The following is a 25661-nucleotide window of genomic DNA, read 5'->3' as shown; positions in this document are numbered from 1 at the left end:
TTCACGGGGAGAAGGTGCCGGCAGGCGGATGAGGGGCAGCGGCGAACTTCGTAGCCGCTTTATTTACGCCGCCTTCGGCCGTCCGAACTGGTAAGCCTCGATCGACTGCGGTTTCATCTCGATCGAGAAGCCCGGTCGTGACGGCGGCATGTAGGCGGCGTTTTTGATCACGCAGGGGTCGATGAAGTGTTCGTGCAAGTGGTCGACATATTCGATCACGCGTCCTTCCTTTGTCCCCGATACGGCAATGTAGTCGATCATCGACAGGTGCTGCACATATTCGCACAAGCCGACGCCGCCGGCATGCGGCCAGACCGCCTTGCCGTATTTGGCGGCAATCAGCAATACCGCCAGAACCTCGTTCAATCCTCCCATGCGGCAGGCATCGATCTGCACGATGTCGATCGCGCCTTCTGCGATGAACTGCTTGAACATGATGCGGTTCTGGCACATTTCGCCCGTCGCGACCTTCACCGGCGCAATCGCTTCACGGATCTTCTTGTGGCCGGCCACATCATCCGGGCTGGTCGGCTCCTCGATGAAGAAGGGATTGGCGAAGGAAAGTGCCTTCACCCAGTCGATCGCCTGGTTCACATCCCAGACCTGATTGGCATCGATCATCATATAACGATCCGGGCCGATCACCTCGCGGCAAATGGTGAGCCTACGGATATCGTCTTCCAGATCGCGACCGACCTTCATCTTCACATGGCTGAAGCCTGCATCGACCGCTTCCTGCGCGAGCCGCCGCAGCTTGTCGTCGGGGTAACCGAGCCAGCCGGCGGATGTCGTATAGCAGGCGTAACCCTCATTTTCGAGTATGGCGATGCGCTCCGCCTTTCCGCTCTCGGCCTTGCGCAGGATGTCGATCGCCTCGTCGCGGGTGAGCGCATCGGTCAGGTAACGGTAGTCGACGATATCGGCGATCTCTTCCGGAGACATGGTGGAGACGAATTTCCAAACCGGCATGCCCGCCTCCTTGGCGAGCGCATCCCAGAGCGCGTTGACCACGGCGCCAGTCGCCAGATGCATGGCGCCCTTCTCAGGGCCGATCCAGCGCAACTGGCTGTCGCCGGTCAGGTGCCGCCAGAACTTTCCGGGGGCGGCGCGCATCTCGGCCAGATCCTTGCCGACCACCAGATGGCGCATCGCCTCGATCGCCATGCAGCAAATGTCGTTGCCGCGGCCGATGGTGAAGGTCAGGCCATGGCCGGAAATGCCATCCTTGTCGGTTTCGAGGATGACATAGGCAGCCGAATAATCCGGATCGGGGTTCATCGCATCCGAACCGTCGAGGCTTGCCGAGGTCGGGAAGCGCAAGTCGAAAACACGAAGATTGGTGATGCGGGTCATGGTCTGCGGCCTCCTCTGCCGGCTAAAGCGCCTCGCGACCCTTCGGATCCGCGCATCACGCTTCAGTTTTTGTCTTGCTGCATCTCGTCGGCGAAAAACCGCTGCAAACGTTCGCGCGACATGCTTTGGGTCGTGATGAAATCGGCGCGCCAGCCTCCTGCCGGCGCGCCGATCAGTTGGCTCAGATGTCGGCCTGGAAAGTCTGTTTCTGGGTGCCAAGGCCTTCGATGCCCAGTTCGACGACATCACCGGGCTTCAGGTAACGCGGCGGCTTGAGGCCCATGCCGACGCCCGGAGGCGTGCCGGTGGAGATCACATCGCCCGGATGCAGCGACATGAACTGCGACAGGTAGGAGACGAGGAAGGCGACGCCGTAGACCATGGTCTTCGACGAACCGTCCTGCATTTTTTCGCCGTTCACCGTCAGCCACATGCCGAGGTTCTGCGGGTCCGGAACCTCGTCCTTGGTGACGAGCCAAGGCCCCATCGGACCGAACGTGTCGCAGGACTTGCCCTTGGTCCACTGGCCCGAGCGTTCCGTCTGGAAGGCGCGTTCGGAGACGTCGTTGGTGACGCAATAACCGGCGACATAATCAAGCGCATCGGCTTCGCTCACATATTTGGCGGTCTTGCCGATGACGACGGCGAGCTCGACTTCCCAGTCGGTCTTTTCGGAACCGCGCGGAATGGTGACGTCGTCATTCGGGCCGACGATGGCGGACGATGCCTTCATGAAGATGATCGGCTCCGGCGGCACGGTCGCGCCGGTTTCGGCGGCATGGTCGGAATAATTGAGACCAATGCAGATGAACTTGCCGGTGCCGGCAACGCAGGGGCCAAGACGCGGCGAACCTTCGACCAGCGGCAGGCTGCTGACATCGATCGCGCCGAGCTTCGCCAGCGCATCGGGGGCCAGTGCCGCGCCCGAGAGGTCGGTGACATGCGCAGACAGATCGCGGATCTTGCCGTCGGCATCGACGATTGCGGGCTTTTCCGCACCGGGTGCGCCATAACGCAGGAATTTCATGGAGATAGTCCTTTCAGTTCAAAACTTGCTTTTCAAAACAGCTCAGATCGACCAGCCGCCGTCAATGCCGACGGCCTGACCGGTCGTGTAGGTAGCGCCGGCAAGATAAACGGCGAGTTCGGCGATTTCCTCCGGGCTGCCGAGACGCCCCATCGGCTGGCGGGCGATGAAGGCCGCACGGGCTTCGTCGTAATTGCCCTGAGCACGCATCCGGCTTTCCAGCGACGGGCTTTCGACCGTGCCAGGGCAAATCGCGTTGCAGCGAATGCCGCGCGTGACGTAATCGGCTGCAATTGCCTTGGTCAGGCCGATAACGGCTGCCTTGGTCGTGCCATAGGCGCAACGGTTCGGCACACCCTTGGAACTCGATGCGATAGAGGCCATGTTGATGATCGTGCCGTCGCCACGCTCCAGCATGCCTGGCAGCACGGCCTTGATCGTGCGCACCATTGCGCGGACATTGAGATCGAAAGCGAAATCTAGATCCTTGTCCGTCATCTCCAGCACCGAGCCGCCATGCACGACGCCGGCGCAGTTGAACAGAACATCGACTGCGCCGATGCGTTCAAAGAATGCCGTCACCGAAGCTGCATCGAGGACATCAAGCTTCGATGTCTCGATATTGGCGCTGCCATTCAGCGTTGCCAGTGCTTCTTCATTGATATCAGTTGCCCAGACCTTGGCACCGGCCGCGGCGTAAGCGAGCGCGCTGGCCCGACCTATTCCCTGACCAGCAGCGGTCACCACGACCACCTTGCCTCCTAGCTTAGTCATATCTTCTCCCTTTCAGTCGAGATGGAACACCTCATCCATCGATGCCCACCATTCCCCATCCTTTCGCGTCGCGAAAGGCCTTTGGCAGGGAATGCAGTACGTCCACCATTCCTGGTTCTTTTCATCGGCTGCCATCATCGCCATATCGGTAGCGAAATCAGTGCCATGGTATTCCCAATAACCGAACAGCAGGTTCTCCGGCTCGCGCAGGAAAATCGAATAATTGCGGATGTTGCAGCGCAACAGGAGATCGAGAATCTCCGGCCAGACGGCGGCGTGAAGTGCCTTGTATTCGGTGACCTTCTCCGGCTCGAGGCCGATCACCATTCCCATTCTCTGCATCTCACACTCCCTGCAGACCGTAGAAACGGCGGGCATTGCCGCCGAACACCGCATCATGGACGGCATCCGGCACAATTTCGCGGCATTGTTCGATCCACCCCGCATAACTGCCTGCGAGATTGACGACCGGCCAGTCGCTGCCCCAGATCACCCGCTCTGCACCGAAAAGTTCGATTATCGTCTCGATATAGGGCCGCAGCGCCTCGGGCTTCTGGTCGCCAGCCTCCGTCAGCAGACCGGAGAGCTTGCAGAAAACATTGGGAAGTTCGGCGAGCCGCAGCATGCCATGCCGCCAGTCGCGATAATGGCCTTCCGAAATCCGTGGCTTGGCGCCGTGATCGATGACGACCGGCAGGCCGGGATGACGGCGGGCAAAGGCATGCAGAGCCGAAAGATGCGGTTCCAGTACCAGCGCATCGAAGACCAGATGATGCGCCATCATCGCATCGACCGCCGGCTCCAGCGCCGGATCGTCGATCCAGTCGGGATCGGCAATGCCCTGCAGCATCGGCCTCAGCCCCTTGAGCTTGGGCGATCTGGCCAGTTCGGTAATCACGGCTGGTGCATCCGCCGCCTTCATCTCGACCCAGCCGACGACACCCAGAATGGTCTCGCTCTTCTCGGCCAGCCCCAGCATGAACCGGGTATCTTCAACGCTTGGCAGAGACTGCACGAGGATCGTGCCGCCGACACCAGCGGCTTCGATCTCTGGTGCAAGATCGCCGGGCAGGAAATCACGATGGATGGCGGCGAGTTCCGGCGGCGGCCAGTCGCCCTTACGGTCTTTCATCAGCCAGAAATGCTGGTGGGCATCGATGATCATCGGCTCAACCACCCGCAACCTGGGCGTCGGCGGAAATCACGCCCTTGTCCTTCAGTCGTGTCCAGAAGGAACCCGGGATGTCCTGCTCGAACCAGCCGACATTGGCCTTTATCTGGTCGCCATTGCGGGCGCCCGACACGACGGTGACGACGGCCGGATGCTGTGCGGGGAAGGCGAGCGCCGCTGCCTGCATGGCAACGCCTTCGGCCTCGCAGGCCGCTTCGATCTCGCCGACGCGGGCGAGAATATCAGCCGGCGCATCGGCATAGTTGAACTTACGATTGCCCGCCAGAAGGCCGGAATTGAAGGCGCCGGCAACGACAATACCGACACCCTGGCGATGGCAACGATCGAGAAGCGGCAGGCTTTCTTCATGTTCCAGCAGCGTGTAGCGACCGGCGAGCATTGAGACGTCAATGTCGCATTCGTCCATCGCATCGGCGACTGCCTGCCACTCGTTGACGCCGAGGCCGATCGCCTTGACCATGCCGGACACTCGTAACTCGCCGAGTGCGCGAAAGCCGCCGCCCTTGGTCAGCTGGTCCCAATAATGCTGGTGGAGATCGCCATGGGTGGCGCGGCCGATATCGTGGACATAGAGGATGTCGGGCTTGAACACGCCGAGACGCTGACGACTCGCCTCGAAGGAGCGCATGATCGCGTCATAGCTGTAATCATAATGAGGCCGGAACGGCAGCGGTGCGACATAGGCATCCTCTTCCGGCCCCACAGTCTCATCTGGCACCATGATGCGGCCGACCTTGGTGCTGAGCACATAATCGTCCCGCTCGCGGTCCGTCACCATCGTGCCCAGACGACGCTCCGAACGGGTGTAGCCGTAAAAAGGCGCCGTATCGAAATAGCGGATGCCGGCATCCCAGGCGGCCTCAAAGGCACTCAAGGATTCCTGATAGGGGGTCAGCCGGTAGAGATTGCCCATCTGGGCGCAGCCCAGGCCCATGAGCGTAAACGAGACGTCGCGATCGCGCAGCCTGCGCCTGTCCGAAACCTTCATGATATTCTCAAATCCTGATCATCATCGAAAAGGAGCGCGCGGGCGAAACCACCCGCGCGCCGGTCTGCTTAGTAGAGAACGTTCTTGGCTTCCGGCTTGTCGATGTTTTCCTTCGTCACAACAACGACACCGGTATCGACGGTCTTTTCGACCTTCTGCTTGGCGAGGATGGAGGCCAGCGTCTGGATGCCCTTTTCGCCCATCTGGTAGGAGCCCTGGACAACGGTCGCGGTCAGCGTGCCGTCTTTCACGAATTCCTGCAGGTCCTGGTTTCCGTCAAAGCCGATCGCCACGATCTTGCCGGCCTTGCCGGCCTGCTTGATCGCCCGGCCCATGCCGATCGCCGTCGGCTCATTGGCACCGAAAATGCCCTTGAGGTCGCTATTGGCGGCCAGAACGTCGGTGGTCTGGTTGAGCGCCGTTGCCATCTGCGACTGCGAATAATAGGGGCCGACGATCTCGAGCTTGGAATTGGCCTTGATGTAGTCGGTAAAGCCACCGACGCGGCCAATCTCGGAACCGGCACCGGCGACATAGGACATGACGGCGATCTTGCCGGTCGTGCCGACCTTCTCGATCAGCGCCTTCGCGGCCAGTTCACCGGCCTTGCGGTTGTCGGTGGCAAGGAAGGACTGGTAATATTTGTCGGCGCCGCTGGCGAGCTGGCTGTCGATGATGACGACCGGGATACGGGCTTCCCAGGCCTTTTTGACGGCCGGCACCAGCGCGTCCGGATCGGACGGCGCAAGCAGGATCGCCGAAACCTTACGGTTGACGGCGTTCTCGACCATGTTGACCTCGTCGGCGATGGCGGATTCGGCCGCCGGGCCCTGGAAGGTCATCGTGTTACCCTTGGCACTTCCGATCGCGGCTTCGGCACCCTTCTGCACGTTCTGCCAGAAGGTCGAGTTGACCGTCTTGACGATGACGGCGATTTCGCCGGCCGATGCGGCGGATGCCCCGGCAAAGGCAAGTGCCGACGCCATCAGGACCGTTGCAAGTCTACGCATGTCTTTTCCTCCTCGAATGACCCCGGGATGTCCCTTGGGGTTCGTTTAAAGGGAAGGCTCCTCCCCTCCCCGTGGCTTTCCATAGTCAGGTCCGGCCCCCGGCCGTTCCCTTGTCCTCAGCGGCGGTTGCGCAGCTGGTCGATCCACACGGTGACCAGTATGACGAGGCCGATGATGATCTGCTGGGTGAAGGCGGAGACGCCGTTCATGTTCAAACCATTGCGCAAGATGCCGATGACGAAGGCGCCGATCATCGTGCCGGAAATCGTTCCGACCCCGCCGATCAACGACGTGCCGCCGATGACGGCACTGGCGATGGCATCGAGTTCATAGGCCACACCCTCGTTCGGCTGGGCGGTGACGAGACGCGACATCAGCACGCAGCCGGTGAGGCCGGCAAGCGCCCCCGACACAACATAGGTGAATGCGGTAACGCGCGAAACATTGACGCCCGAAAGCCTCGCCGCATCGGCATTGGATCCGATCGCATAGATATAACGGCCGAGCACCGTGCGGTTCAGCACGAAGGCCGCAATCAGGCCGATCACGACCATGATCACGACCGGATAGGGAATGCCGGGAAAGGTAACGACCGGAAAGCCCTGATCGTCAAGCGATTCGATGCGGAACAGCGAACCGTTGCCAAGTTCGCCGAAGGCTTCGCCAAGGCCCGAAACAGCTCTCGCGCCGGTGATCTGCAATGCAACGCCGCGAGCGATCAGCATCATACCGAGCGTTGCGATAAAGGGGGGAAGCTTCAGCTGCGTTACCATGAAACCGTTGATCAGCCCACAGAATGCGCCGGTGAGAATGCCGAGCAGCATGCCGATCCAGATCGGCAATTGCAGTTCCTTGACGGCGAGCGCCGCCACCACGCCGGCAAGCGCCAGAACCGAGCCGACCGAAAGATCGATGCCACCGGTGATGATGACGTAAGTTGCCCCGATACCGAGCAATGCGATCGAAGTGACCTGCAAGGCGATGGTCATGCCGTTGCCGACCGTCATGAAGGCGCTGCTGGTTGCCGAAAATACCGCAGCCAACACGACGAGACTGCCAAGCGCTGCAAATTTTTGAATGATGTCCTTCTGCCGCTCGCTGAGGCGGCGGCCCTGACCGGCCGGGCTCGGGACCGGCTGCTGTACCGGCTTTTCACTGGTCATGTCGGTCATGCTCTTTATCCCTGTTCGCCACGCCGACCACTGCCGGAGGCGTAATGCATGATTTCTTCCTGGGAGGTCATCCGCGTCGTAAGCGTCGCGGTGATGTGCCCGCCATGGAAGACGGCGATGCGATCGGACATGCCCAGCACTTCCGGCAGTTCCGAACTGATCAGCACGATGCCAATGCCGCGGGCGGCAAGCTCGTCCATGATCTGGTAGATGGCGAATTTGGCACCCACATCGATGCCGCGCGTCGGCTCGTCGAAGAACATGACGCGCGGCTCGCGAAACAGCCATTTGCCGATGATGATCTTCTGCTGGTTGCCACCGGATAGAAGCCGCACCGGCTGACTGAGGCTCGGCGTGCGGATGTTCAGGAGATCGACATAACGCTGGCCCGCCTCGCGGTGGCGCCTGCGGTCTATCACGCCGAAACGGCTCGCGACCGCCTCCATCCGCGCCATGACCAGATTGGCATCGACCGGCATTTTTACCGCCAGTCCCTGCGCCTTGCGGTCTTCGGAAAGATAGGCGATCCCTGCATCGATGGCGTTGCGTGGATCGGAGATCTTCAATTCGTTGCCGTCAAGCATGATCGTGCCGGCATCAAGCGGATCGGCGCCGAAGATCGCACGCGCCACTTCCGTCCGCCCTGCCCCCATCAGCCCGGCAAAACCAAGGATCTCACCGCGACGGATCTCGAAATTGATGTCCGAAAATACGCCGCGTCTGGTCAGACCGCTTGCCGAGAAGATCACTTCGTCGCCCGGCACGCGCGTCGGCTCGGGGAACTTGTCTTCCAGCGAGCGGCCGACCATGCGCGCCACGATGTCATCGACGGTCAGATCGGCAAAATCGTCGGTCGAGATATAACGACCGTCGCGCAGCACGGTGACACGATCGACGATCTCCGCCATCTCGTCCAGACGGTGCGAGATATAGATAATACCGGTGCCCTGGGCCTTCAGATCCCGGATCACCTTGAACAGAAGCTGCGCCTCCTGCTCCGTCAGCGAGGAGGTCGGCTCGTCCATGATCAGCACGGTTGCATCGAGCGACAGTGCCTTGGCAATCTCGACCATCTGGCACTGGGCGACCGATAACGTCCGCACCTGCACGTTCGGGTCAATGTCGACGCCGAGCCTGTCGAGACAGCGTTTCGCATCCGTGAGAAGGCGTTTGCGATCGACCAGAAAGCCGCGACGCGGTTCGCGGGCGAGATAGATGTTTTCCGCGACCGTCAGATGCGGAACGAGATTGAGCTCCTGGTGAATGATGGCAATGCCGGCGGCTTCCGACTGCAAGGTCGAAGCAAACTGCACGGTCTCGCCCTTGAAGACAATAGAGCCCGAATTCGGCTGATAGACGCCGCTGATGATCTTCATCAGTGTCGACTTGCCGGCGCCGTTTTCGCCGCAGACGGCATGCACCTCGCCGGCGCGCAGATCGAAACTGACGCCCGACAGCGCCTTGACGCCCGGAAATTCCTTAGACACGGCTTCCAGCTTCAACAGAACCGAAGGCATGACCATGCCGTTGGCGCCAGCAGGTTGCGGCACTCCTCCCATCGCGATCTCCTCTTCGCGCAAGGGCTTCCCACGGCCCTTGTGCGACATAAAATCCCGCGCATTGCTTTTGGTCAAGCCAATTTGCAGATTTTTCTTGCGTCCTGCCAAATTTTGCCGCCAAGTGGCGCCCGACTGCTCAATAAATGCGCAATTGGCCTGACCTCAATGACGGATACACGACGCCTCTACCAGCAGACTGCGGACCGCGTCCGGCAGCTTATCGCCTCCGGCAACTATCACCCCGGCACCCGCCTTCCCGCAGAACGCGAACTGGCGCAGCAGCTCGGCGTGTCACGCCCGTCGCTTCGCGAGGCACTGATCGCGCTCGAAATCGACGGCGCGATCGAGATCAGGATGGGCTCGGGCATCTATGTGCTCAACACGGCAAAGCCGGCCGGCAATGGCCGATCGCTCGGAGAAAGCCCTTCGGAACTGATGCAGGCGCGCGCGGTCATCGAAAGCGCCATCATCGTCCAGGCCGCGGCAACGATTACCGATGAGACACTCGCGTCGCTGCACACAATACTGGAGGCGATGGCGGATGATATTACCAATGCGCGAAAGCCGATCGAGCAGGACCGCGCCTTCCACCTGACCATCGCCCAGAGTGCAGGCAACAGCCTGCTTGCGGAGATCGTCGCCAACCTGTTCGACGAGCGGCACAGTCCGCTTTCGGCCGGCATACGCGGACATTTCGAAACGGCAGAGAGCTGGACTGTCGCGCTGACAGAACATCACGCTATTCTGGCTGCGCTGGAGGCCCGTGATCCACTGGCGGCACAGGCGGCGATGCATTCGCATCTTTCCGCCTCCGGCCGCCGCTGGCTGGAAAATTGATGCTGCGTTAAAGAGCCCGGATATAGTTGCTCAGCCGCTCAGCGGCATCTGCCACCTGCTTCGGATCACGCAGATAACAGGCCCGCAGGAACGTCTCGCCACCCGGTCCGAACGCCGTGCCTGGCGCCAGGCCGACACCCGTCGCATCGACGATCTTGAAGGCTTCAGCCCGCGCATCGGTAACGCCGTCGATTTTCAGGAAGGCATAAAGCGCACCGGGCGGGCGGCCGGTCTCGACCCGGTTGGTCGCCACCAATGCGTCGCAGAGAATATCGCGCGATGTCCGCGCCCTCTCGATATTGGTGCGGATGAAATCATCGCCGTGATCGAGGGCGGCGATCGCACCCTTCTGCATGAACTGTGCCACGCCGGAGGTGGAATACTGGATGAGATTGGTCAGCGTCTGGCCGATTTCGGCCGGCGCCACCATCCAGCCGACCCGCCAGCCGGTCATGCACCAGTTCTTCGAAAACGACTGGGCGAAGATGATCCGGTCTTCCGGCTCCATCACATCCATGAAGGACGGCGCGCGCGCACCATCGAAATGATAAAGGCCATAAATTTCGTCGGCGATGATCCACAGGCCATGCTTGCGGGCGAGATCAATGATCGCGACCAGATCGTCTCTGGTTGCCGTCCAGCCGGTCGGGTTGGATGGCGAATTTATGAACAGCGCTTTGGTCTTGTCGGTAATCGCAGATGCCAGACGATCGATATTGGTCTTCCATTGCCCATCGATGAAGTCGAGAAGGACAGGCCTCGGCGTCACCTCGGCCACGAGAGCCGCATTCATCGCATTCGGCCATGACGGCGAGAGATAGATGATTTCGTCACCGGCCGAGACCGCCGCCTGAAGCGCCAGCACGATCGACTGCATGCCCGATCCGGTGACATAGATGTTATCGACCGAAAGGCTGGTGGCGTAGTGGCGCTCATAATAACGCAGGATCGCCTGACGAAGCTCGGGGATCCCTTGCGTCCAGGTATAGAAGGTCTCGCCGGCGGCAAGCGCCTCACCGGCTACCTTGGTGATGAAGTCCGGCGTCGGCAGATCGCCCTCACCGATCCAGAGCGGCATCAGGTTTTCGCGGCCTCTGGCATAGGCGACGATCTCGCCAATACCACTGCGAGGTGCTGCCGCGGCACGGGCGCTGATATCCGGTCTGATAATGGTCATGGGCGTCTCGACTTGAAGGAAATCAATATGTGAGGGCGCAAGGACTAAGCGCGCCGTTGACAGCCGTCAACGGCGCTTTGGGCAAAAGCTCACAGCCGTGCGCGGGTACTGCGCGGCGTCGCCAGAAGCAGGTTCGTTTCGCTGGCGGTAATCCCCTGCACCAGCCTGATGCGGCGAAGCACATTGTCGAAATCGGCAAGTGTCGCGGTGCCCAATTCGACAACCAGATCCCACCGCCCATTGGTGGTGTGAATCTCGGAAACTTCCGGAAAGCCGCCAAGCGTCTGGATCACCCGGTCGGCGACACGCCCCTCGATCTCCACCATCATGATACCACGCACCGGAAGCTCGACGGCATCGGCCCTCAGGATTACCGTATAGCCGAGGACGTCGCGGTTCCGTTCCAGCTTTTCCATGCGCGCCCGAACCGTCGCCCGCGAGGTACCGAGATCGGCCGCAAGGTCAGAAATGCTGCGACGCGCATCGTGACGCAAAAGCGTCACCAGCTTATGATCGAATTCATCCATGGACGAATTGATAAATCATACTGCCAAAATGGAAAGCCATTTTGTCTGTTTTGGCAATTCGATCTATTCATTCCGCCAGAGACATATGTTTTTTTTTGAGAGAAATGGAGTAAAGACATGCATTGCAGACTGATCGGTATCCCTCTTCAGGACGGCGCTTCGCAGCTTGGCTGCGAAATGGGCCCGAGTGCTCTTCGCGTCGCCGATCTCAAGGGCGCGCTTGAGGAACTTGGCCACGAGGTCACCGATATCGGCAATGTCGTGATCAGCGACCTGCCGGATGTCACCCATCCGAACCCAGCCGTGCGCAACCTGCCCGAAATCGCCGCCTGGACAAAACTCCTGACCGACGTCGCTTATCGCGAAAGCGGTGAAGGCATGCCGATCTTCATGGGCGGCGACCACGCGCTGTCGGCCGGCACGGTTGCCGGTGTCGCTCGGCGCGCAGCAGAACAGGGCCGCCAGCTCTTCGTCCTCTGGCTGGATGCGCATACGGATTTCCACACGCTCGATTCAACGAAAAGCGGCAATCTTCATGGCCTGCCAGCCGCCTATTATACCGGCCGCCCCGGCTTCGACGGCTACCTGCCGCCGCTTTCGCATCCGGTCGATCCCGCCAATGTCTGCATGATCGGCATCCGCAGCGTCGATCCGGCCGAGCGCGATGCGCTGAAGGAAAACGCCGTCACCGTGCATGACATGCGTACGATCGACGAACATGGCGTCGCCGTGCTGCTGCGCCGTTTTCTCGAAGAGGTCGAAGCTGCAAACGGCCTGCTGCATGTCAGCCTCGATGTCGATTTCCTCGACCCGTCGATCGCGCCGGCTGTCGGCACCACGGTTCCGGGCGGCGCCACCTTCCGCGAGGCGCATCTGGTGATGGAAATGCTGCATGACAGCGGGCTCGTCACCAGCCTCGATCTGGTCGAACTCAACCCTTTCCTCGACGAGCGCGGCCGCACCGCCACGCTTCTCGTCGATCTCACCGCAAGCCTGATGGGCCGCAAGGTCCTCGACCGACCGACAAGGAGCTACTGATGCCGGCCGAACAGAATCTCAACATCGTCCCCTTCATCAGTGTCGAGAACATGATGGATCTGGTGCTCTCCACCGGCACCGAGACCTTTCTGACCGAACTCGCCGCCTATGTGGAGGAGGATTTTCGCCGTTGGGAACTGTTCGACAAGGTCGCTCGCATCGCCTCGCATTCGCGTGACGGGGTGATCGAGCTGATGCCGGCAAGCGACGGTACGCTCTACGCTTTCAAGTATGTGAACGGTCATCCTAAAAACACGAAAAGCGGCCGCCAGACGGTGACCGCTTTCGGCGTTTTGTCGGATGTCGACAGCGGTTATCCGCTACTTCTGTCGGAAATGACGATCCTGACCGCGCTCAGGACCGCTGCCACATCCGCTGTCGCGGCACGGCATCTGGCGCCGAAGGGTGCCAAAACCATGGCGCTGATCGGCAACGGTGCCCAGAGCGAATTCCAGGCGCTGGCCTTCAAGTCACTGCTCGGGATCGAAAACCTGAGGCTCTACGATATCGACCCGACCGCGACCGACCGGTGCCGCCGCAATCTCTCGCAACTCGGCTTGACCATCACCGCCTGTCGCAGCGCCGAAGAAGCGGTCGAAGGTGCGGAAATCATCACCACCGCCACCGCCGACAAGCAGAATGCCACGATCCTCTCCGACAACATGATCGGTCCCGGCGTCCATATCAACGCCGTCGGCGGCGATTGCCCCGGCAAGACGGAACTGCACCGGGATATCCTCAAGCGCTCATCGATCTTCGTCGAATACCCGCCGCAGACCCGCGTCGAAGGCGAGATCCAGCAGCTCGACGCCGATCATCCGGTCATCGAACTCTGGCAGGTGATCACCGGCCAGACAGCCGGGCGAAAAGACGCACGGCAAATCACCCTGTTCGACAGCGTCGGTTTCGCGACAGAAGATTTTTCCGCACTTCGGTATGTCTATGACAAGCTGAAGGGCAGCACCCGGTTCGAAAAACTCGATCTGGTCGCCGATCCGGACGAACCACGAGACCTGTTCGGCATGCTCTTGCGCCGCCAGGCGGCAGCGCTCCAGCCTGCCTGAGCTTAACCGCGCGTCGTGGGGTTGCGGCCGGCGTCGATCTGACCCGGCCGGCCATCCAGTACGAGATGCGAGACCTTCGGTTCGGTGCGGGCAATCACCTTGCCGCGCCGGATGACCGCAAGCCGCGTCGGCTTCAGCCGCAATGCTTCCAGCACGTCTTCCGCCTGCAGCATAACGAGGTCGGCATTGCAGCCGACCGACAGGCCGTAGTTCTCAAGCCCCATCGTCTTGGCCGAATTCACCGTCAAGGCGTCAAAGATCTTCTTCTTGTCCTCGACGCTCGCCATCTGCGCCACATGGATCGCCATGTGTCCGACTTCCAGCATGTCGCCGGACCCCATCGAATACCAGGGATCCATCACGCAGTCATGGCCGAAAGAGACGTTGAGGCCGGCCGCCATCAGCTCGCGCACCCGCGTCATACCGCGGCGTTTCGGATAGGTGTCGTGGCGGCCCTGCAGCATGATGTTGATCAGCGGATTGGGGATGACGTTGATCTCGGCTTCCGCCATCAGCGGGATCAGTTTCGAGACGTAATAATTATCCATCGAATGCATCGAGGTCAGGTGGGAACCGGCAACCCTTCCCTGCAGGCCGAACCGCACCGTCTGGGCAGACAGGGTCTCGATATGACGCGACATCGGATCGTCGGTCTCGTCGCAATGCATATCGACCGGCAGGCCGCGATCGGCGGCGATGCGGCAAAGCGCTTCCACCGAGGCTGCACCATCCTGCATGGTGCGCTCGAAATGCGGAATGCCGCCGACGATATCGACGCCCATGTCGAGCGCCCGCTCCAACGATTTCACGCCGTCTGCTGCGCGATAATAACCGTCCTGCGGGAAGGCGACGAGTTGCAGGTCGATATAGGGTGCCACCCGCTCCTTCACTTCCAGCATGGCTTCCGCCGTCACCAGCCGCGGATCGGAGGTATCGACATGGGTGCGGATATGCAGAAGCCCCTGAGATACGGCGAGATCGCAATAGGCGAGAGCGCGCTCGACCAGCGCCTCCTTGGTCAGGATCGGCCGAAGCTCGCCCCACAGCGCGATGCCCTCCAGCAGCGTGCCGGAGACGTTCATCCGCGGCAGGCCGAGCGACAGGGTTGCGTCCATGTGGAAATGCGGATCGACAAAGGAGGTGCTGACCAGCCGGTTCGTCGCATCGATGGTTTCCTGCGCCCCGCCTGCGATATTCGCCTCGATCGCGGCAATCTTGCCACCCGAAACGGCGATATCGATACCCTTGCGGCCATCCGGCAGGTTGGCGTTTTTGATGATGAGATCGAACATGGAAAACTCCTCGGAATAAAAACGTCAGCGCTCGCCGCGCCGGTAAGGCTGCATCAGCGCCTGCGGAACGCGGGCACGCCGTGCCATGACAGCCAGTGCCACGATGGACAACAGATAAGGGATCATCAGGAAAATCTGGTACGGCACGACACCATTCAGCACCGTCTGCAGCCGAAGCTGGAAGGCATCGAACAGCGCAAACAGGATCGCGCCAAGCAGCGCCCGTTCCGGCCTCCACGAGGCAAAAACTACCAGCGCGATACAAATCCAGCCGCGCCCCTGAACCATGGTCGGGAAAAAGCTGTTGAAAGCAGAAAGCGTCAGGAACGCGCCGCCGACGCCCATCAGCGCGCTTCCGGCAATCACCGCGCCGTAACGAACTGCCATCGGATTCAGCCCCTGCGCCTCCGCCGCATGCGGATTTTCGCCCGTCATGCGGATCGCAAGCCCCACCGGCGTGCGAGCGATCAGATAGGCAAGCGCGATGGCAAGCCCGATTGCCAGATAGGTCGGCGCCGTCTGGTTGAAAAAGGCGGGACCGAAGAAGGGAAGTGACGACAGGCCGGGAATATCGAGCGGCTGGAACGGCGTGATCGTTGGCGGCGTGCCGGCAACCGGCACCATCAGCCGGAAAACGTAATAGGCAAAGCTTGAGGCAAACAACGTGACACCGAGGCCGGACACATGCTGCGACAGGCCGAGCGTCACCGTGAGCAGCGAATGCAACAGTCCGAACATCGCCCCACCGAGAGCAGCAGCCAGAACACCCACCCAGAGATCGGCACCGTTATAGACCGTCAGCCAGCCGACCATGGCGCCGAAGGTCATGATGCCTTCGATGCCGAGGTTCAGCACGCCGGCACGCTCGGACAGCAATGCACCAAGCGTGCCGAGAATGAGAGGCGTCGCGATGCGCAACACGGCGGCCCAGAGGCCAGCGGAAGCGAGGATATCGAAAAGCGCGCTCATCGGCGTATCCTGTATTGCGTGAAGAACACCGCGACGAGCATGGAGAGAAGCGACAGCGCCACCGTCACATCGGCAATGTAAGTCGGAATGCCCATGCTGCGGCTCATGCCGTCGGCGCCGACGAACATCGTGGCGGTAAACAGCGCTGCCAGAACCACGCCGAGCGGGTTGAGATTGGCGAGCATGGCAACGACGATGCCGGAATAACCGTAACCCGGCGACAGGTCGGTCGTCACGTAACCCTTGACGCCCAGAACCTCGATCGTGCCGGCAAGGCCCGCCAGACCACCGGAAATCATCGCGACGATCACCAACGTGCGGCCGAGCGGCACGCCTGCAAAAACAGCACCGGATGGGTTGAGACCTGCAGCCCTCGACTGTACGCCGAAGACGGTGCGCGTCTGGACGAAATAGATGAGGAAGGCGATCACGACGGCAATGCCAAGGCCGATATGCAGGCGCGAGCGGGCCAGCAGTTTCGGCAGGCGGGCGGCGGCATCCACCGCTTCCGATTGCGGCCAGCCGAAGGCGGCCGGATCCTTCAGCACGCCGTCGATCAGCATCGAGACGAACAGAAGTGCCACGAAATTCAAAAGCAGCGTCGTCACCACTTCATCGACCGAGAAGCGCAGACGCAGCCACAGCGGCATCAGCAACAGAACCATGCCGGCGACCGCGCCGACAACAAAAAGCAGCGGGATCTGCAAGAGCGACGGCAGGCCGGCGAAAAGATGCACGCTGGCGGCGGCGGCCGCGATGGCGCCGAGATAGAACTGCCCCTCCCCGCCGATATTCCAAAGCCGCGCCCTAAAGGCGACGGCCGCGGCAAGACCGGTCAGGATCAGCGGTGAGGCACGCGTCAGCGTTTCGGTTGCAGACAGCCGCGAGCCGAAGGCGCTGGTCAGGATCTTCCAATAGGCCTGGAACACCGGCGCGCCGGCCAGCGCGATCAGCACGCCCGCAATGGCAAGGGCTGCGACCACAGCCAGAATTGGTGTCGCGATCACCAGCAGCGTCGAGCGATGTTCGCGCCTCTCAAACCGCATCGGTCGCGTCCTTCATGCCCGGCATATCCCATTCCCCGGCCATCATCAGGCCGAGCCTCTGCGCATCGACATCCTCCGCATTGACCGAGGGCGACAGCCTGCCGCCGACGATTGCCTGGATGCGGTCGGCCAGCGCCATCACCTCGTCGAGATCCTCGGATATCAGCAGCACCGCCGCCCCCGCATTGCGGGCAGCCAGTATCCTTTCGTGGACAGCGGCTACCGCCCCTTCGTCCAGTCCGCGTGCCGGCTGAGCGGCGAGAAGGATTTTCGGATGTTCGATCAGGTTGCGGCCAAGGATCAGCTTCTGCATGTTGCCGCCGGACAGGAGCCGGATACGGCTGGTGGGCGTTCCCCCGCGTACGTCAAAACCATCGATGATCTTTTGCGCAAAGGCTATCCCCGCCTTGCGATCGACCAACCCCGCTTTCGAAAACCGCGACAGACGTTCGAGCACGGCATTTTCCCAGATCGCCATCTCGCCGATCGCACCGTCTCGGTTGCGATCCTCAGGAATGCGGCCGATGCCGGCCAAAACCGCGTCCGCCACCGTCAGATCGCCGACACCCTTGCCGAACAACACCAGATCACCGGCGCTGCGGCTGATCGTGCCACTCAGGAGCTGGGCCAGCACGGCCTGACCGTTACCGGAAACGCCGATAATGCCCAGAACCTCGCCGGCCCGCAGGCGAAAATCAATAGACTTCAGACGATCGATACCGCTGGCACGCACCGTGACGCCGGCTGCCTCCAGCACGATCTCACCGGGCGTCGAGGCCTCGCGTACTGGCCGCGTCACCTTGCGGCCTACCATCAGTTCAGCCAGTTCCGCCTTGCTGGTATCGCCGGCCCGGCGCTCGGCGACCAGCTTGCCGCTACGCAGCACGACGATCCGGTCGGCGGTCGCCATCACCTCGTCGAGCTTGTGGGAAATGAAGATCAGCGACAGGCCCTGCCGCGCCATGTCCTTCAGCGTCGAAAACAGCGTTTCAGCCTCGAGCTTGGTCAGAACCGCCGTCGGTTCGTCGAGCACAAGAATGCGCGCATCGTTATAGAGCGCCTTCAAGATTTCCACCCGCTGCTGCTCGCCGACGGAAAGATCGCCAAGCCTTGCTCCGGGATCGACCTTGAGGCCAAAGCGCTGCGAGATCTCGATCAGCTTCTTGCGCCCGGCAGACACATTGGAGCCGAAAGACCAGAGACTTTCCGTCCCGGTCATGACGTTTTCCAGCACAGCCAGGTTGGGTGCCAGTGAAAAATGCTGATGCACCATGCCGATACCGGCGCGGATTGCGGCGCGCGGCTTTCCAGGCGGCAGCGCCTCGCCCATGATGGTGACCGAACCCGTGTCGGGCACGTAATGGCCGAACAGAATGCTCATCAGCGTCGTTTTGCCGGCGCCGTTTTCGCCCAGCAGCGCAACGATCTCGCCTTTGCCGAGCGACAGCGAGATATCGTCATTGGCAAGATTGTCGCCAAAACGCTTGCTGACGTTCGAAATGTCGAGAACGGTCTCAGTCATTATCCAAGGCCTGCAATGGGAAAACGGTGTGACCAGCGCTCTTCACGCTCAAGCCTTGCGGCAAGCGCCAGAAGCAGAGCCTCATGCCCCATAGGAGCAATCATCTGCACCGGCAAGGGCAAGCCGCTCTTGTCCACCCCGAAAGGCAGGGTGATTGCCGGGAATCCGGATATGTTGGCGAGTGCTGCCAGCGGCGCAAAAGACCCCATGCGGGCAAAATGCAGGTCGGTATCCCGATGATCGCTCGGGAATGAACCGATCGGCATTGGCGCGGAGGTCAGCATTGGCGTCAGCAACGCGTCGAAACGGTCGAACAGAGCGTAGAGATCGCGGCTGACATAAACCATCGCCTGCACGAGATCCCAGACCTGCACGCCGCTCATCCAGCTGCCTTCCTCGGCAACGGCCTGTGTCATCGGTTCCCAAAGCGAGGCATCGATACCGGGGATCTTGGCCAAGCTCGCCAGATTGATGGCAATCACATCGCGAAACGCCCGGCCTGATGCGTCGACAACGGCCCGGATATCGTCCCAGGTGAGCGAAGCGATTTCGTGCCCTTCCGCTTCCAGCATCCGCGCGGCATTCTCGATCGCCTCGGCGCGAATCGGATCGATCGCAAATGCCGGTCCAAGATCATTCAGTAGCCCGACCCGAAGTTTTCCGGCAGGAGCGACGGCCCGATCGACCGGCGGATAAGGCCCGCGTGCAGCCCCCGAAAGGACGGAAAACGCGCGCTCCGCATCGCGCACCGAGCGGCAGACGGCAAGCTCGCTGGCAATCCCGCCGAGATGATTGGTGAATAGCGGCCCGGCCGCCATTGCCCCACGACCGGGTTTCAGGCCGACAAGGCCGCAACAGGCGGCCGGAACCCGGATAGAGCCGCCGGCATCGGTGGCATGGGCGATTGCAACAATGCCGGCCGCAACGGCCGCTGCAGCACCGCCCGAGGAGCCGCCTGATGTCAGAAAAGGATCAAGCGGATTGCCCGAGATCGGCCCGATCGCCGGTTCACTCGCCAGCGAAAGCCCGAATTCCGGTGTCGTCGTGATACCGAACAGGCAAAATCCAGCATTGCGGAAATGGGCGGCAAGGTCGGAATCCGCCAATCTATCCTGCCTTGGGAGAGATTTCGACCCGGCGCTTATCGGAAAGCCCTTGAAAGGACCACCGAGATCCTTTGCCAAAGTCGGCACACCACCGAAAGGCATCGACTTCCGCTGGTCGGCCGGCAATGCGTCAAACGCATCTGCTAAGGCCAATCCCTGTTCGGCATCGAGGTAACATATGGCGCCGAGCGCCTGATGGTTTTCGGCAGCGGCAAGCGATGTTTCCATCGCCTGCCGCGCCGTCATCTGTCGGCGGCCGATCGCTTCGGCAAGTGCTGTCGCGTCGGCCTGCATCGGTGCCTGCTTACTTCGGTTCGTTCATGTTGCGCGGCACTTCGAACGTGCCGGCCTTGATTTCGGCGCGCTTGGCTTCCATCGCAGCTTCCGCATCGGCAGGCGCAACGCCCTTCGTGTAGGCGATGTCGCTGCCGCCTTCCTTCAGAAGACCGAAAGCCGTGTAATCCTTGCCGACCGGCTTGCCGGCGGCCACATCGGCAATCGCCGCGTTGAGGATCGGGCGGAAGCCCCAGAGTGCGTTGGCAAATACCGTGTCCGGATAACGCGGCGTGTAGTCGATCAGCGAGCCGACGGCCTTGATGCCACGTTCCTTGGCAGCATCTGCCGTGCCGATGCGCTCGCCGAACAGGATGTCGGCGCCGGCGTCGATCTGGGCAAGGCCTGCCTCGCGCGCCTTCGGCGGATCGAAGAAGGTGCCGATGAAGGAAACGAGCAGCTTGGCATTCGGGTTGACGGCCTTGACGCCTTCACCGAACGCATTGATCAGCATGTTGACTTCCGGGATCGGCATGGCGCCGACGGCACCGACCGTATTGCTCTTGGTCATCTTGCCGGCCAGCATGCCAGCGAGATAGGCGCCATCATGATTCCAGGTGCCGAAAACGCCAAAGTTGTCGCCGGCCTGCTTGCCGCTGGAGCCGAGAACGAAGGCTGTCTCCGGATATTCCCCGGCCACTTCGCGGGCTTCGCTTTCGACAGCATAGGCTTCGCCGATGATCAGCTTGTTGCCCTGTTCGGCATATTCGCGCATGGCGCGGCCATAATCTGTGCCGGAAACGCCTTCGGAAAAGACATATTCGATCACGCCTTCCTTGGCGGCTTCCTGCAGTGCCGCATGCAGCACCGAGTTCCAGGCATTTTCGACCGGCGAACCATGGATGCCGGCGACCTTCAAGGGAGCGGCTGCACGGGCTGCCGGAATGAAGGCGCTGGCGCTGAACGCAGCGGCGGATGCGATAAGCGTACGGCGAGACAATCTGAATTCACTGGTCATGGTCGAAATCCCCTCTTTACCATTTGGTCAATTCTGTAGGCAGCGCTCAAAACAGTGTCAAGCAGCTGAAGCGCCTAGAAAATAAGCATTCATGATTTTATTTCTCGTGGTGCCGCCAATAGCCTTAGACGCCACGGCATAGCTGCGCCATGCGACCGAACGCGAGCAAGCGACCACTCACGGCTTCGTGATCGCCAGATTTCGCCCGCTTCACCTTGTGCCGAAACCCCTGCCATTGCGGAGGATGGCGGCATGTCGAAGCAGTTTCGTTCGCGCCGCGCAATAATACAATTATGTTTTTTTATGGACTTCTGGACCCAACCTCCCTACCTTCCATGTAGGTCATCGGCCAGTCTGACGTATTTCTTCTGTAAACCACGCCGGAGCCGATCCGCATGTTTCATGCAGATCGACGAATGCATTTCTGCATTGTCTGCAGCCTACATCCGCGGTGGCGATACTTGGTTGCCGCCAGTTATTGTATTGATATCCTTTTGCACCGGTCCGTCCAGGCGCACTCTTCAAGGAAATCACAAAAGGAGAATGCCCGAGCTATCGAGCCCGGGCCCGAGATTGAATGGCTTTTGCAACTGAAAATGACGCGTCGGCTTCGCCGGCTCCGACCAAGATCAGTATCAACAACGTCTACAAGATTTTCGGCGAGCGGCCTGACAAGGCCCTGGACATGGTCCGCGCCGGCAAGACGAAATCCGAAATCCACGCCGCGACCGGTTGCTCGGTCGGCGTAAACAATGCCAGCTTCGATATCAAGGCCGGCGAAATCTTTGTCATCATGGGCCTGTCCGGCTCCGGCAAATCAACCCTTTTGCGCCTGTTGAACCGCCTTATCGAGCCGACATCCGGTTCGATCGAGATCGATGGCCGCGACATTACCAAAATGTCCCGTCGCGAGCTCATCGATGTCCGTCGCCGCGACATCAGCATGGTTTTCCAGTCATTTGCGCTCCTGCCCAACCGCACGGTAATCAACAATGCCGCTTTCGGACTTGAAGTCGCCGGCATTGGCGAGGGCGAGCGCAGGGAAAAAGCGCTTGCGGCACTCAAGGCCGTCGGCCTCGACGGTTATGCCGACAGCATGCCGGACCAGCTGTCAGGCGGCATGAAACAGCGTGTCGGCCTTGCCCGCGCGCTGGCCAGTGAACCGACCATCCTTCTGATGGACGAGGCATTTTCGGCACTTGATCCGCTGATCCGCACCGAGATGCAGGACGAGCTTGTCCGCCTGCAGTCGGAACAAAGCCGCACCATCGTTTTCGTCAGCCACGATCTCGACGAGGCGATGCGCATCGGCGACCGGATCTGCATCATGCAGAACGGCAACGTCATTCAAGTCGGGACACCGGACGAGATTGTCATGAGCCCGGCCAATGACTATGTCCGTTCCTTCTTCCGCAATGTCGATGTCAGCCAGGTCTTCAAGGCGGGCGATGTTGCGCGCAAGACGCAGATCACCATCATCGAGCGCCAGGGTATGACCGCTGCTGCGGCGTTGGAGCGGATGAAGAATTTCGACCGCGAATACGCCATCATCCTCGGCCGCGACAAGACCTATCACGGCGTGGTCAGCCAGACCTCACTGGTTGAGAAAATCCGCTCCAAGGCGGCCGATCCCTATCGCGGAGCCTTCCTGCCGGAAATCGAACCGATACCGGCCGACGAACCGCTGTCGAATGTGCTTGGCAGGGTCGCCGCCAGTCCGTGGCCCGTGCCCGTCATCGATGACGGCAAGCGCTATGTCGGCTCCATCAGCAAATCGACGCTGCTCGAAACACTCGACCGCGCCGGCTGATTCCAGCTCCCCCTATAACCGGCCAACCACCGGAGACAGACTATGAACTTCGATATCGGTGACGGCATCGACGCCGCCGTCAATTACATCCTCGAAAATTTTTCACCCGCGCTGGATTTCATCGCCGCCGTGATCGGTTTCGTCACGTCAGGCATCCAGAACGCACTGACAGCCATACCGATGCCGGTCGGCATCGCCATTTTCGTGCTTCTCTCGCTCTGGCGCGTGGGCTTCGGCTTCGGCGTACTGACCGGTGTGGCGCTCTGGCTCGTCAACCATATGGGGCTGTGGGGCGCGATGATGGAAACATTGTCGCTGGTCATCGCTTCGACGCTGATGGCGATGCTCATCGGCCTGCCGCTCGGCATCGCCATGGCGCGCAGGGATAGCGTTGCGGCCATTGTGCGCCCGATCCTCGACCTGATGCAGACCATGCCGGCCTTCGTCTATCTCATCCCGGCCGCGATGTTCTTCGGCCTTGGTGCCGTGCCGGGCGCAATCGCCACCGTCATCTTCGCCATGCCGCCGGTCGTTCGGCTGACCAATCTGGGCATCCGCCAGGTGCATGCCGAATTCATCGAGGCCGGCAATGCCTTCGGCTGCACATCGAGGCAGCTTCTGTTCAAGGTGCAGCTGCCGAATGCGATGCCGTCGATCATGGCCGGCATCAACCAGACAATCATGCTGTCGCTGTCGATGGTGGTGATCGCCTCCATGATCGGTGCCGGCGGCATCGGCAATACGGTCCTGACCGGCATCCAGCGTCTCGACGTCGGCACCGGTTTCGAAGGCGGCCTCGCCGTCGTCATCCTGGCGGTCATCCTCGATCGTCTTACCCAGTCCCTCGGAAAGCCGCGTGCCGCCTTTTGGGGCCTGCTTTTCAAGAAGAACGAGCGTGAGGAGATGGCAACGGCCATCGCCTGAGCCTTTCCCACGCCAACCATGCGGGTGCCGAACCCGCGAAATCAAACCTCCCAAAAAGGAGAACGCATGTTCAAGACTTTTTCCTCGACCCGCCGTGCGACGCTCGCCGCAACCCTCGGGCTCGCCGCTTCGCTTCTGGCCGGTTCGGCCCTGCCGACCCTGGCGCAGGATGCCAAGCCGGTGAAGCTCGGCTGGGGTCCCTGGGCCGATGCCGAATTCGTCACCAAGCTTGCCGCAAAGCTTATCAAGGATGAACTCGGCACCGATGTCGAACTGATCCAGACGGATGTTGCTCCTCTCTATCAAGGTGTCAGCCGCGGCAATGTCGACGCGATGATGATGGCCTGGCTGCCGAATACGCATTCCGACTATTATGCCAAGGTGAAGGACAAGGTGGAGACGCTGGGCACCGTATATGACGGCGCAAAGCTGGGCTGGATCGTGCCTGCCTATATTCCCGAAAGCGAGATCGCCTCGATCGAGGATCTTAAGAAGCCCGAAGTGCAGGAGAAACTTGCCGCCACCGTTCAGGGCATTGATCCGGGCGCCGGCCTCACCCGTCTGTCCAAGCAGGCACTTCAGGATTACGGCCTCGGCGACTACAAGCTGCAGATTTCCAGCGAAGCCGGCATGCTGACCACTGTGGATCGTGCCGTCCGCTCCGAAAAGTGGTTTGTCGCCACCGCCTGGAGCCCGCACTGGATGTTCGGCAAATACAAGCTGCGCTATATCGCCGATCCGAAGAAATCACTCGGTGAAGCCGAACACGTGGATGTGCTAGCCCGCAAGGATTTCAAGACCGACAACCCCAAGGTCGCCGGCTTCCTGTCGCGCATGAAGCTGCCGATTTCCGATCTGGAGGCCGGCATGTTCAATGCCCAGGAGACCTCCTATGACGAGGCGATCGTAAAATACATCAAGGACCATCCGGACCAGATCAAAAACTGGGTTGGGGAAAAGGGCTAACGTTCGACCGGCGGCTGCCTGTCATGCGGGCGGCCGCCGTCTGAACCATGGGGATATCTGGATGAGCAATCGAAAATTCGAACCCGTCTACGGCGTGGACGATACGCTCGGCGGGCGCATCTCGCTTGCCCGCGATGCCCGCAACATTTCCGTCGACGAGGCCGCCCATGTGCTTGGCGTGGAGCCGGGCACATGGTCCGACTGGGAAAACGATCGCGCAGAGCCGCGCTCCAACCGCATCGACATGATGGCCGGCGTATTGCAGGTCAGCGTGACCTGGCTGTTGAGCGGCAGTGGCAGCGGCCCTCAATGGCGCGGCTGACCCGCTGATATCTGCCGACGTTGGAAGCTCATTTCATCACGTAGCGCCCGGACGATCCGTCAGACCGGATTGTTGCGGAAGCTTGAGAGCAGACGCCTGACCTTGTCGCCACCTTCGGCGACCAGGTCGAATTTCTGGCCGAAAAGAAGCCAGTCCCAGCATATCCCCTTCATCATCCATTTGAACGCCTTGCTGGCAGATTGCGGCGTCCAGCCGTCTGCAAGGCCGCCATGGCGGGCCGCTCGTGCCAACGTGCCTTCCAGATGCAGCGTATGCTCCCGGTCGAGCGCGTCCATCTCCTGCCTGACCGGTTCGAATTCCTGCGTGAAATTGGTCCGCAGGAGAATGGAAAGAAGCCGCTGGCGGTGGCGGTCGACGGACAGCATTTCCAGCCAGCCGCATGCCATCTTCTCGACTCTCGCCAGGGGATCCTCTCCTTCCTCCAGAGGATCGTCGACATCTGCCATGTTGACCCGTGGCAGCTGTGCGCTGTTGTATAGCTCGAGGAAAAGGTCGCTCTTATTGGCGAAATGCCAGTAGATCGCGCCGCGGGTAACACCGGCAGCAGTCGCGATCTCGTCGAGCGCGCTGTTGGCGACGCCCTTTTCGAAAAACAGTTGCTCGGCGGAGCAAAGGATAGAACACCGCGTTTCCGCGGCCTCAGCCTTGGTTCGTCTCATCCCTCCCCCTTTCCA

The 25661-nt window shown here is 61.0% G+C and carries 25 protein-coding genes; 7 read left to right on the top strand and 18 right to left on the bottom strand.

Translation table 11 applies throughout. The features are described 5' to 3' along the window. Positions 1–63: 63 nt before the first annotated feature. From AC2GXZ_RS18495 to AC2GXZ_RS18455, 9 genes are all read right to left on the bottom strand, one after another. Positions 64–1353 (bottom strand): L-fuconate dehydratase, encoded by a 1290-nt coding sequence (locus AC2GXZ_RS18495; RefSeq protein WP_483760651.1) that lies wholly within the window; start codon positions 1351–1353, stop codon positions 64–66. A gap of 181 nt (positions 1354–1534) precedes the next feature. Beyond that, on the bottom strand, positions 1535–2380 hold the full coding sequence (locus AC2GXZ_RS18490; RefSeq protein ID WP_483760650.1) for a fumarylacetoacetate hydrolase family protein: 846 nt from the start codon (positions 2378–2380) through the stop codon (positions 1535–1537). A 42-nt stretch (positions 2381–2422) separates the two neighbouring features. Then, entirely contained in the window at positions 2423–3154 is a 732-nt protein-coding gene (locus tag AC2GXZ_RS18485) for an SDR family oxidoreductase (protein WP_483760649.1), read from the bottom strand. A gap of 12 nt (positions 3155–3166) precedes the next feature. Continuing rightward, entirely contained in the window at positions 3167–3496 is a 330-nt protein-coding gene (locus AC2GXZ_RS18480) for an L-rhamnose mutarotase (RefSeq protein WP_483760648.1), read from the bottom strand. 1 nt (position 3497) lies between these two features. Next, a complete protein-coding gene (locus AC2GXZ_RS18475) occupies positions 3498–4319 on the bottom strand; it encodes an amidohydrolase family protein (RefSeq protein ID WP_483760647.1) in 822 nt (273 codons plus the stop codon). Positions 4320–4323: 4 nt separating this feature from the next. Beyond that, positions 4324–5334 carry an aldo/keto reductase gene (locus AC2GXZ_RS18470; protein ID WP_483760646.1) on the bottom strand — a complete coding sequence of 337 codons (1011 nt, stop codon included), beginning with the start codon at positions 5332–5334 and terminating at the stop codon, positions 4324–4326. A gap of 68 nt (positions 5335–5402) precedes the next feature. After that, positions 5403–6344, bottom strand: coding sequence for a substrate-binding domain-containing protein (locus AC2GXZ_RS18465; RefSeq protein WP_483760645.1), 942 nt, complete (start codon positions 6342–6344; stop codon positions 5403–5405). Between the two features lie 116 nt (positions 6345–6460). Further along, positions 6461–7516 carry an ABC transporter permease gene (locus AC2GXZ_RS18460; protein WP_483760644.1) on the bottom strand — a complete coding sequence of 352 codons (1056 nt, stop codon included), beginning with the start codon at positions 7514–7516 and terminating at the stop codon, positions 6461–6463. Between the two features lie 5 nt (positions 7517–7521). Continuing rightward, positions 7522–9075, bottom strand: a complete 1554-nt coding sequence (locus AC2GXZ_RS18455) for a sugar ABC transporter ATP-binding protein (protein WP_483760643.1) — start codon at positions 9073–9075, stop codon at positions 7522–7524. Positions 9076–9240: 165 nt separating this feature from the next. On the opposite strand from AC2GXZ_RS18455, the gene AC2GXZ_RS18450 reads away from it, so the two are divergent. Then, entirely contained in the window at positions 9241–9912 is a 672-nt protein-coding gene (locus tag AC2GXZ_RS18450; RefSeq protein WP_483760642.1) for a FadR/GntR family transcriptional regulator, read from the top strand. Positions 9913–9919: 7 nt separating this feature from the next. Here AC2GXZ_RS18450 and AC2GXZ_RS18445 read toward each other — a convergent pair whose 3' ends face one another. Together AC2GXZ_RS18445 and AC2GXZ_RS18440 are read right to left on the bottom strand one after the other, a co-directional pair. Further along, the gene (locus AC2GXZ_RS18445) at positions 9920–11089 is read right to left on the bottom strand and encodes a pyridoxal phosphate-dependent aminotransferase (RefSeq protein ID WP_483760641.1); all 1170 of its coding nucleotides are present in this window, start codon (positions 11087–11089) and stop codon (positions 9920–9922) included. A gap of 89 nt (positions 11090–11178) precedes the next feature. Beyond that, complete coding sequence (locus tag AC2GXZ_RS18440) at positions 11179–11616, bottom strand: Lrp/AsnC family transcriptional regulator (protein WP_483760640.1); 438 nt, start codon at positions 11614–11616, stop codon at positions 11179–11181. A 117-nt stretch (positions 11617–11733) separates the two neighbouring features. Between AC2GXZ_RS18440 and rocF the strand changes: the two genes are divergently transcribed. Then, positions 11734–12654 (top strand): arginase, encoded by a 921-nt coding sequence (rocF, locus tag AC2GXZ_RS18435; RefSeq protein ID WP_483760639.1) that lies wholly within the window; start codon positions 11734–11736, stop codon positions 12652–12654. Continuing rightward, positions 12654–13718: an ornithine cyclodeaminase gene (locus tag AC2GXZ_RS18430; RefSeq protein WP_483760638.1), complete on the top strand. Its 1065-nt coding sequence runs from the start codon at positions 12654–12656 to the stop codon at positions 13716–13718. Before rocF ends, AC2GXZ_RS18430 begins: the two co-directional genes overlap by 1 nt. Positions 13719–13720: 2 nt before the next feature. Here the strand turns inward: AC2GXZ_RS18430 and AC2GXZ_RS18425 are convergent, their stop codons facing one another. Genes AC2GXZ_RS18425 through AC2GXZ_RS18400 form a run of 6 tightly spaced genes read right to left on the bottom strand, consistent with a single transcriptional unit; the run spans position 13721 to position 20944 of the window. Next, on the bottom strand, positions 13721–15010 hold the full coding sequence (locus AC2GXZ_RS18425; protein ID WP_483760637.1) for an amidohydrolase family protein: 1290 nt from the start codon (positions 15008–15010) through the stop codon (positions 13721–13723). A 24-nt stretch (positions 15011–15034) separates the two neighbouring features. Beyond that, complete coding sequence (locus AC2GXZ_RS18420) at positions 15035–15979, bottom strand: ABC transporter permease (protein WP_483760636.1); 945 nt, start codon at positions 15977–15979, stop codon at positions 15035–15037. Beyond that, entirely contained in the window at positions 15976–17025 is a 1050-nt protein-coding gene (locus AC2GXZ_RS18415) for an ABC transporter permease (protein ID WP_483760635.1), read from the bottom strand. Before AC2GXZ_RS18415 ends, AC2GXZ_RS18420 begins: the two co-directional genes overlap by 4 nt. Then, positions 17015–18547, bottom strand: a complete 1533-nt coding sequence (locus AC2GXZ_RS18410) for an ABC transporter ATP-binding protein (RefSeq protein ID WP_483760634.1) — start codon at positions 18545–18547, stop codon at positions 17015–17017. The genes AC2GXZ_RS18415 and AC2GXZ_RS18410 overlap by 11 nt, the downstream gene beginning before the upstream one ends. Further along, on the bottom strand, positions 18547–19947 hold the full coding sequence (locus AC2GXZ_RS18405) for an amidase (protein ID WP_483760633.1): 1401 nt from the start codon (positions 19945–19947) through the stop codon (positions 18547–18549). Before AC2GXZ_RS18405 ends, AC2GXZ_RS18410 begins: the two co-directional genes overlap by 1 nt. 10 nt (positions 19948–19957) lie before the next feature. Beyond that, positions 19958–20944 (bottom strand): BMP family protein, encoded by a 987-nt coding sequence (locus AC2GXZ_RS18400; RefSeq protein ID WP_483760632.1) that lies wholly within the window; start codon positions 20942–20944, stop codon positions 19958–19960. A 577-nt stretch (positions 20945–21521) separates the two neighbouring features. Between AC2GXZ_RS18400 and proV the strand changes: the two genes are divergently transcribed. The 4 genes from proV to AC2GXZ_RS18380 all read left to right on the top strand — a co-directional run bounded on the left by proV (position 21522) and on the right by AC2GXZ_RS18380 (position 24966). After that, positions 21522–22754: a glycine betaine/L-proline ABC transporter ATP-binding protein ProV gene (proV, locus tag AC2GXZ_RS18395; RefSeq protein WP_483760631.1), complete on the top strand. Its 1233-nt coding sequence runs from the start codon at positions 21522–21524 to the stop codon at positions 22752–22754. 42 nt (positions 22755–22796) lie between these two features. Next, on the top strand, positions 22797–23678 hold the full coding sequence (locus AC2GXZ_RS18390) for an ABC transporter permease (protein ID WP_483760630.1): 882 nt from the start codon (positions 22797–22799) through the stop codon (positions 23676–23678). Positions 23679–23744: 66 nt separating this feature from the next. Then, complete coding sequence (locus AC2GXZ_RS18385; protein ID WP_483760629.1) at positions 23745–24644, top strand: glycine betaine ABC transporter substrate-binding protein; 900 nt, start codon at positions 23745–23747, stop codon at positions 24642–24644. Between the two features lie 61 nt (positions 24645–24705). Continuing rightward, a complete protein-coding gene (locus AC2GXZ_RS18380) occupies positions 24706–24966 on the top strand; it encodes a helix-turn-helix domain-containing protein (RefSeq protein ID WP_483760628.1) in 261 nt (86 codons plus the stop codon). A gap of 59 nt (positions 24967–25025) precedes the next feature. Here the strand turns inward: AC2GXZ_RS18380 and AC2GXZ_RS18375 are convergent, their stop codons facing one another. Continuing rightward, on the bottom strand, positions 25026–25646 hold the full coding sequence (locus AC2GXZ_RS18375) for a TetR family transcriptional regulator (protein WP_483760627.1): 621 nt from the start codon (positions 25644–25646) through the stop codon (positions 25026–25028). Between the last annotated feature and the right edge of the window lie 15 nt (positions 25647–25661).

It is taken from the genome of Aliirhizobium sp. YIM B11859, from assembly GCF_057163345.1.
This window is presented reverse-complemented; position numbering and strand designations above follow the sequence as displayed.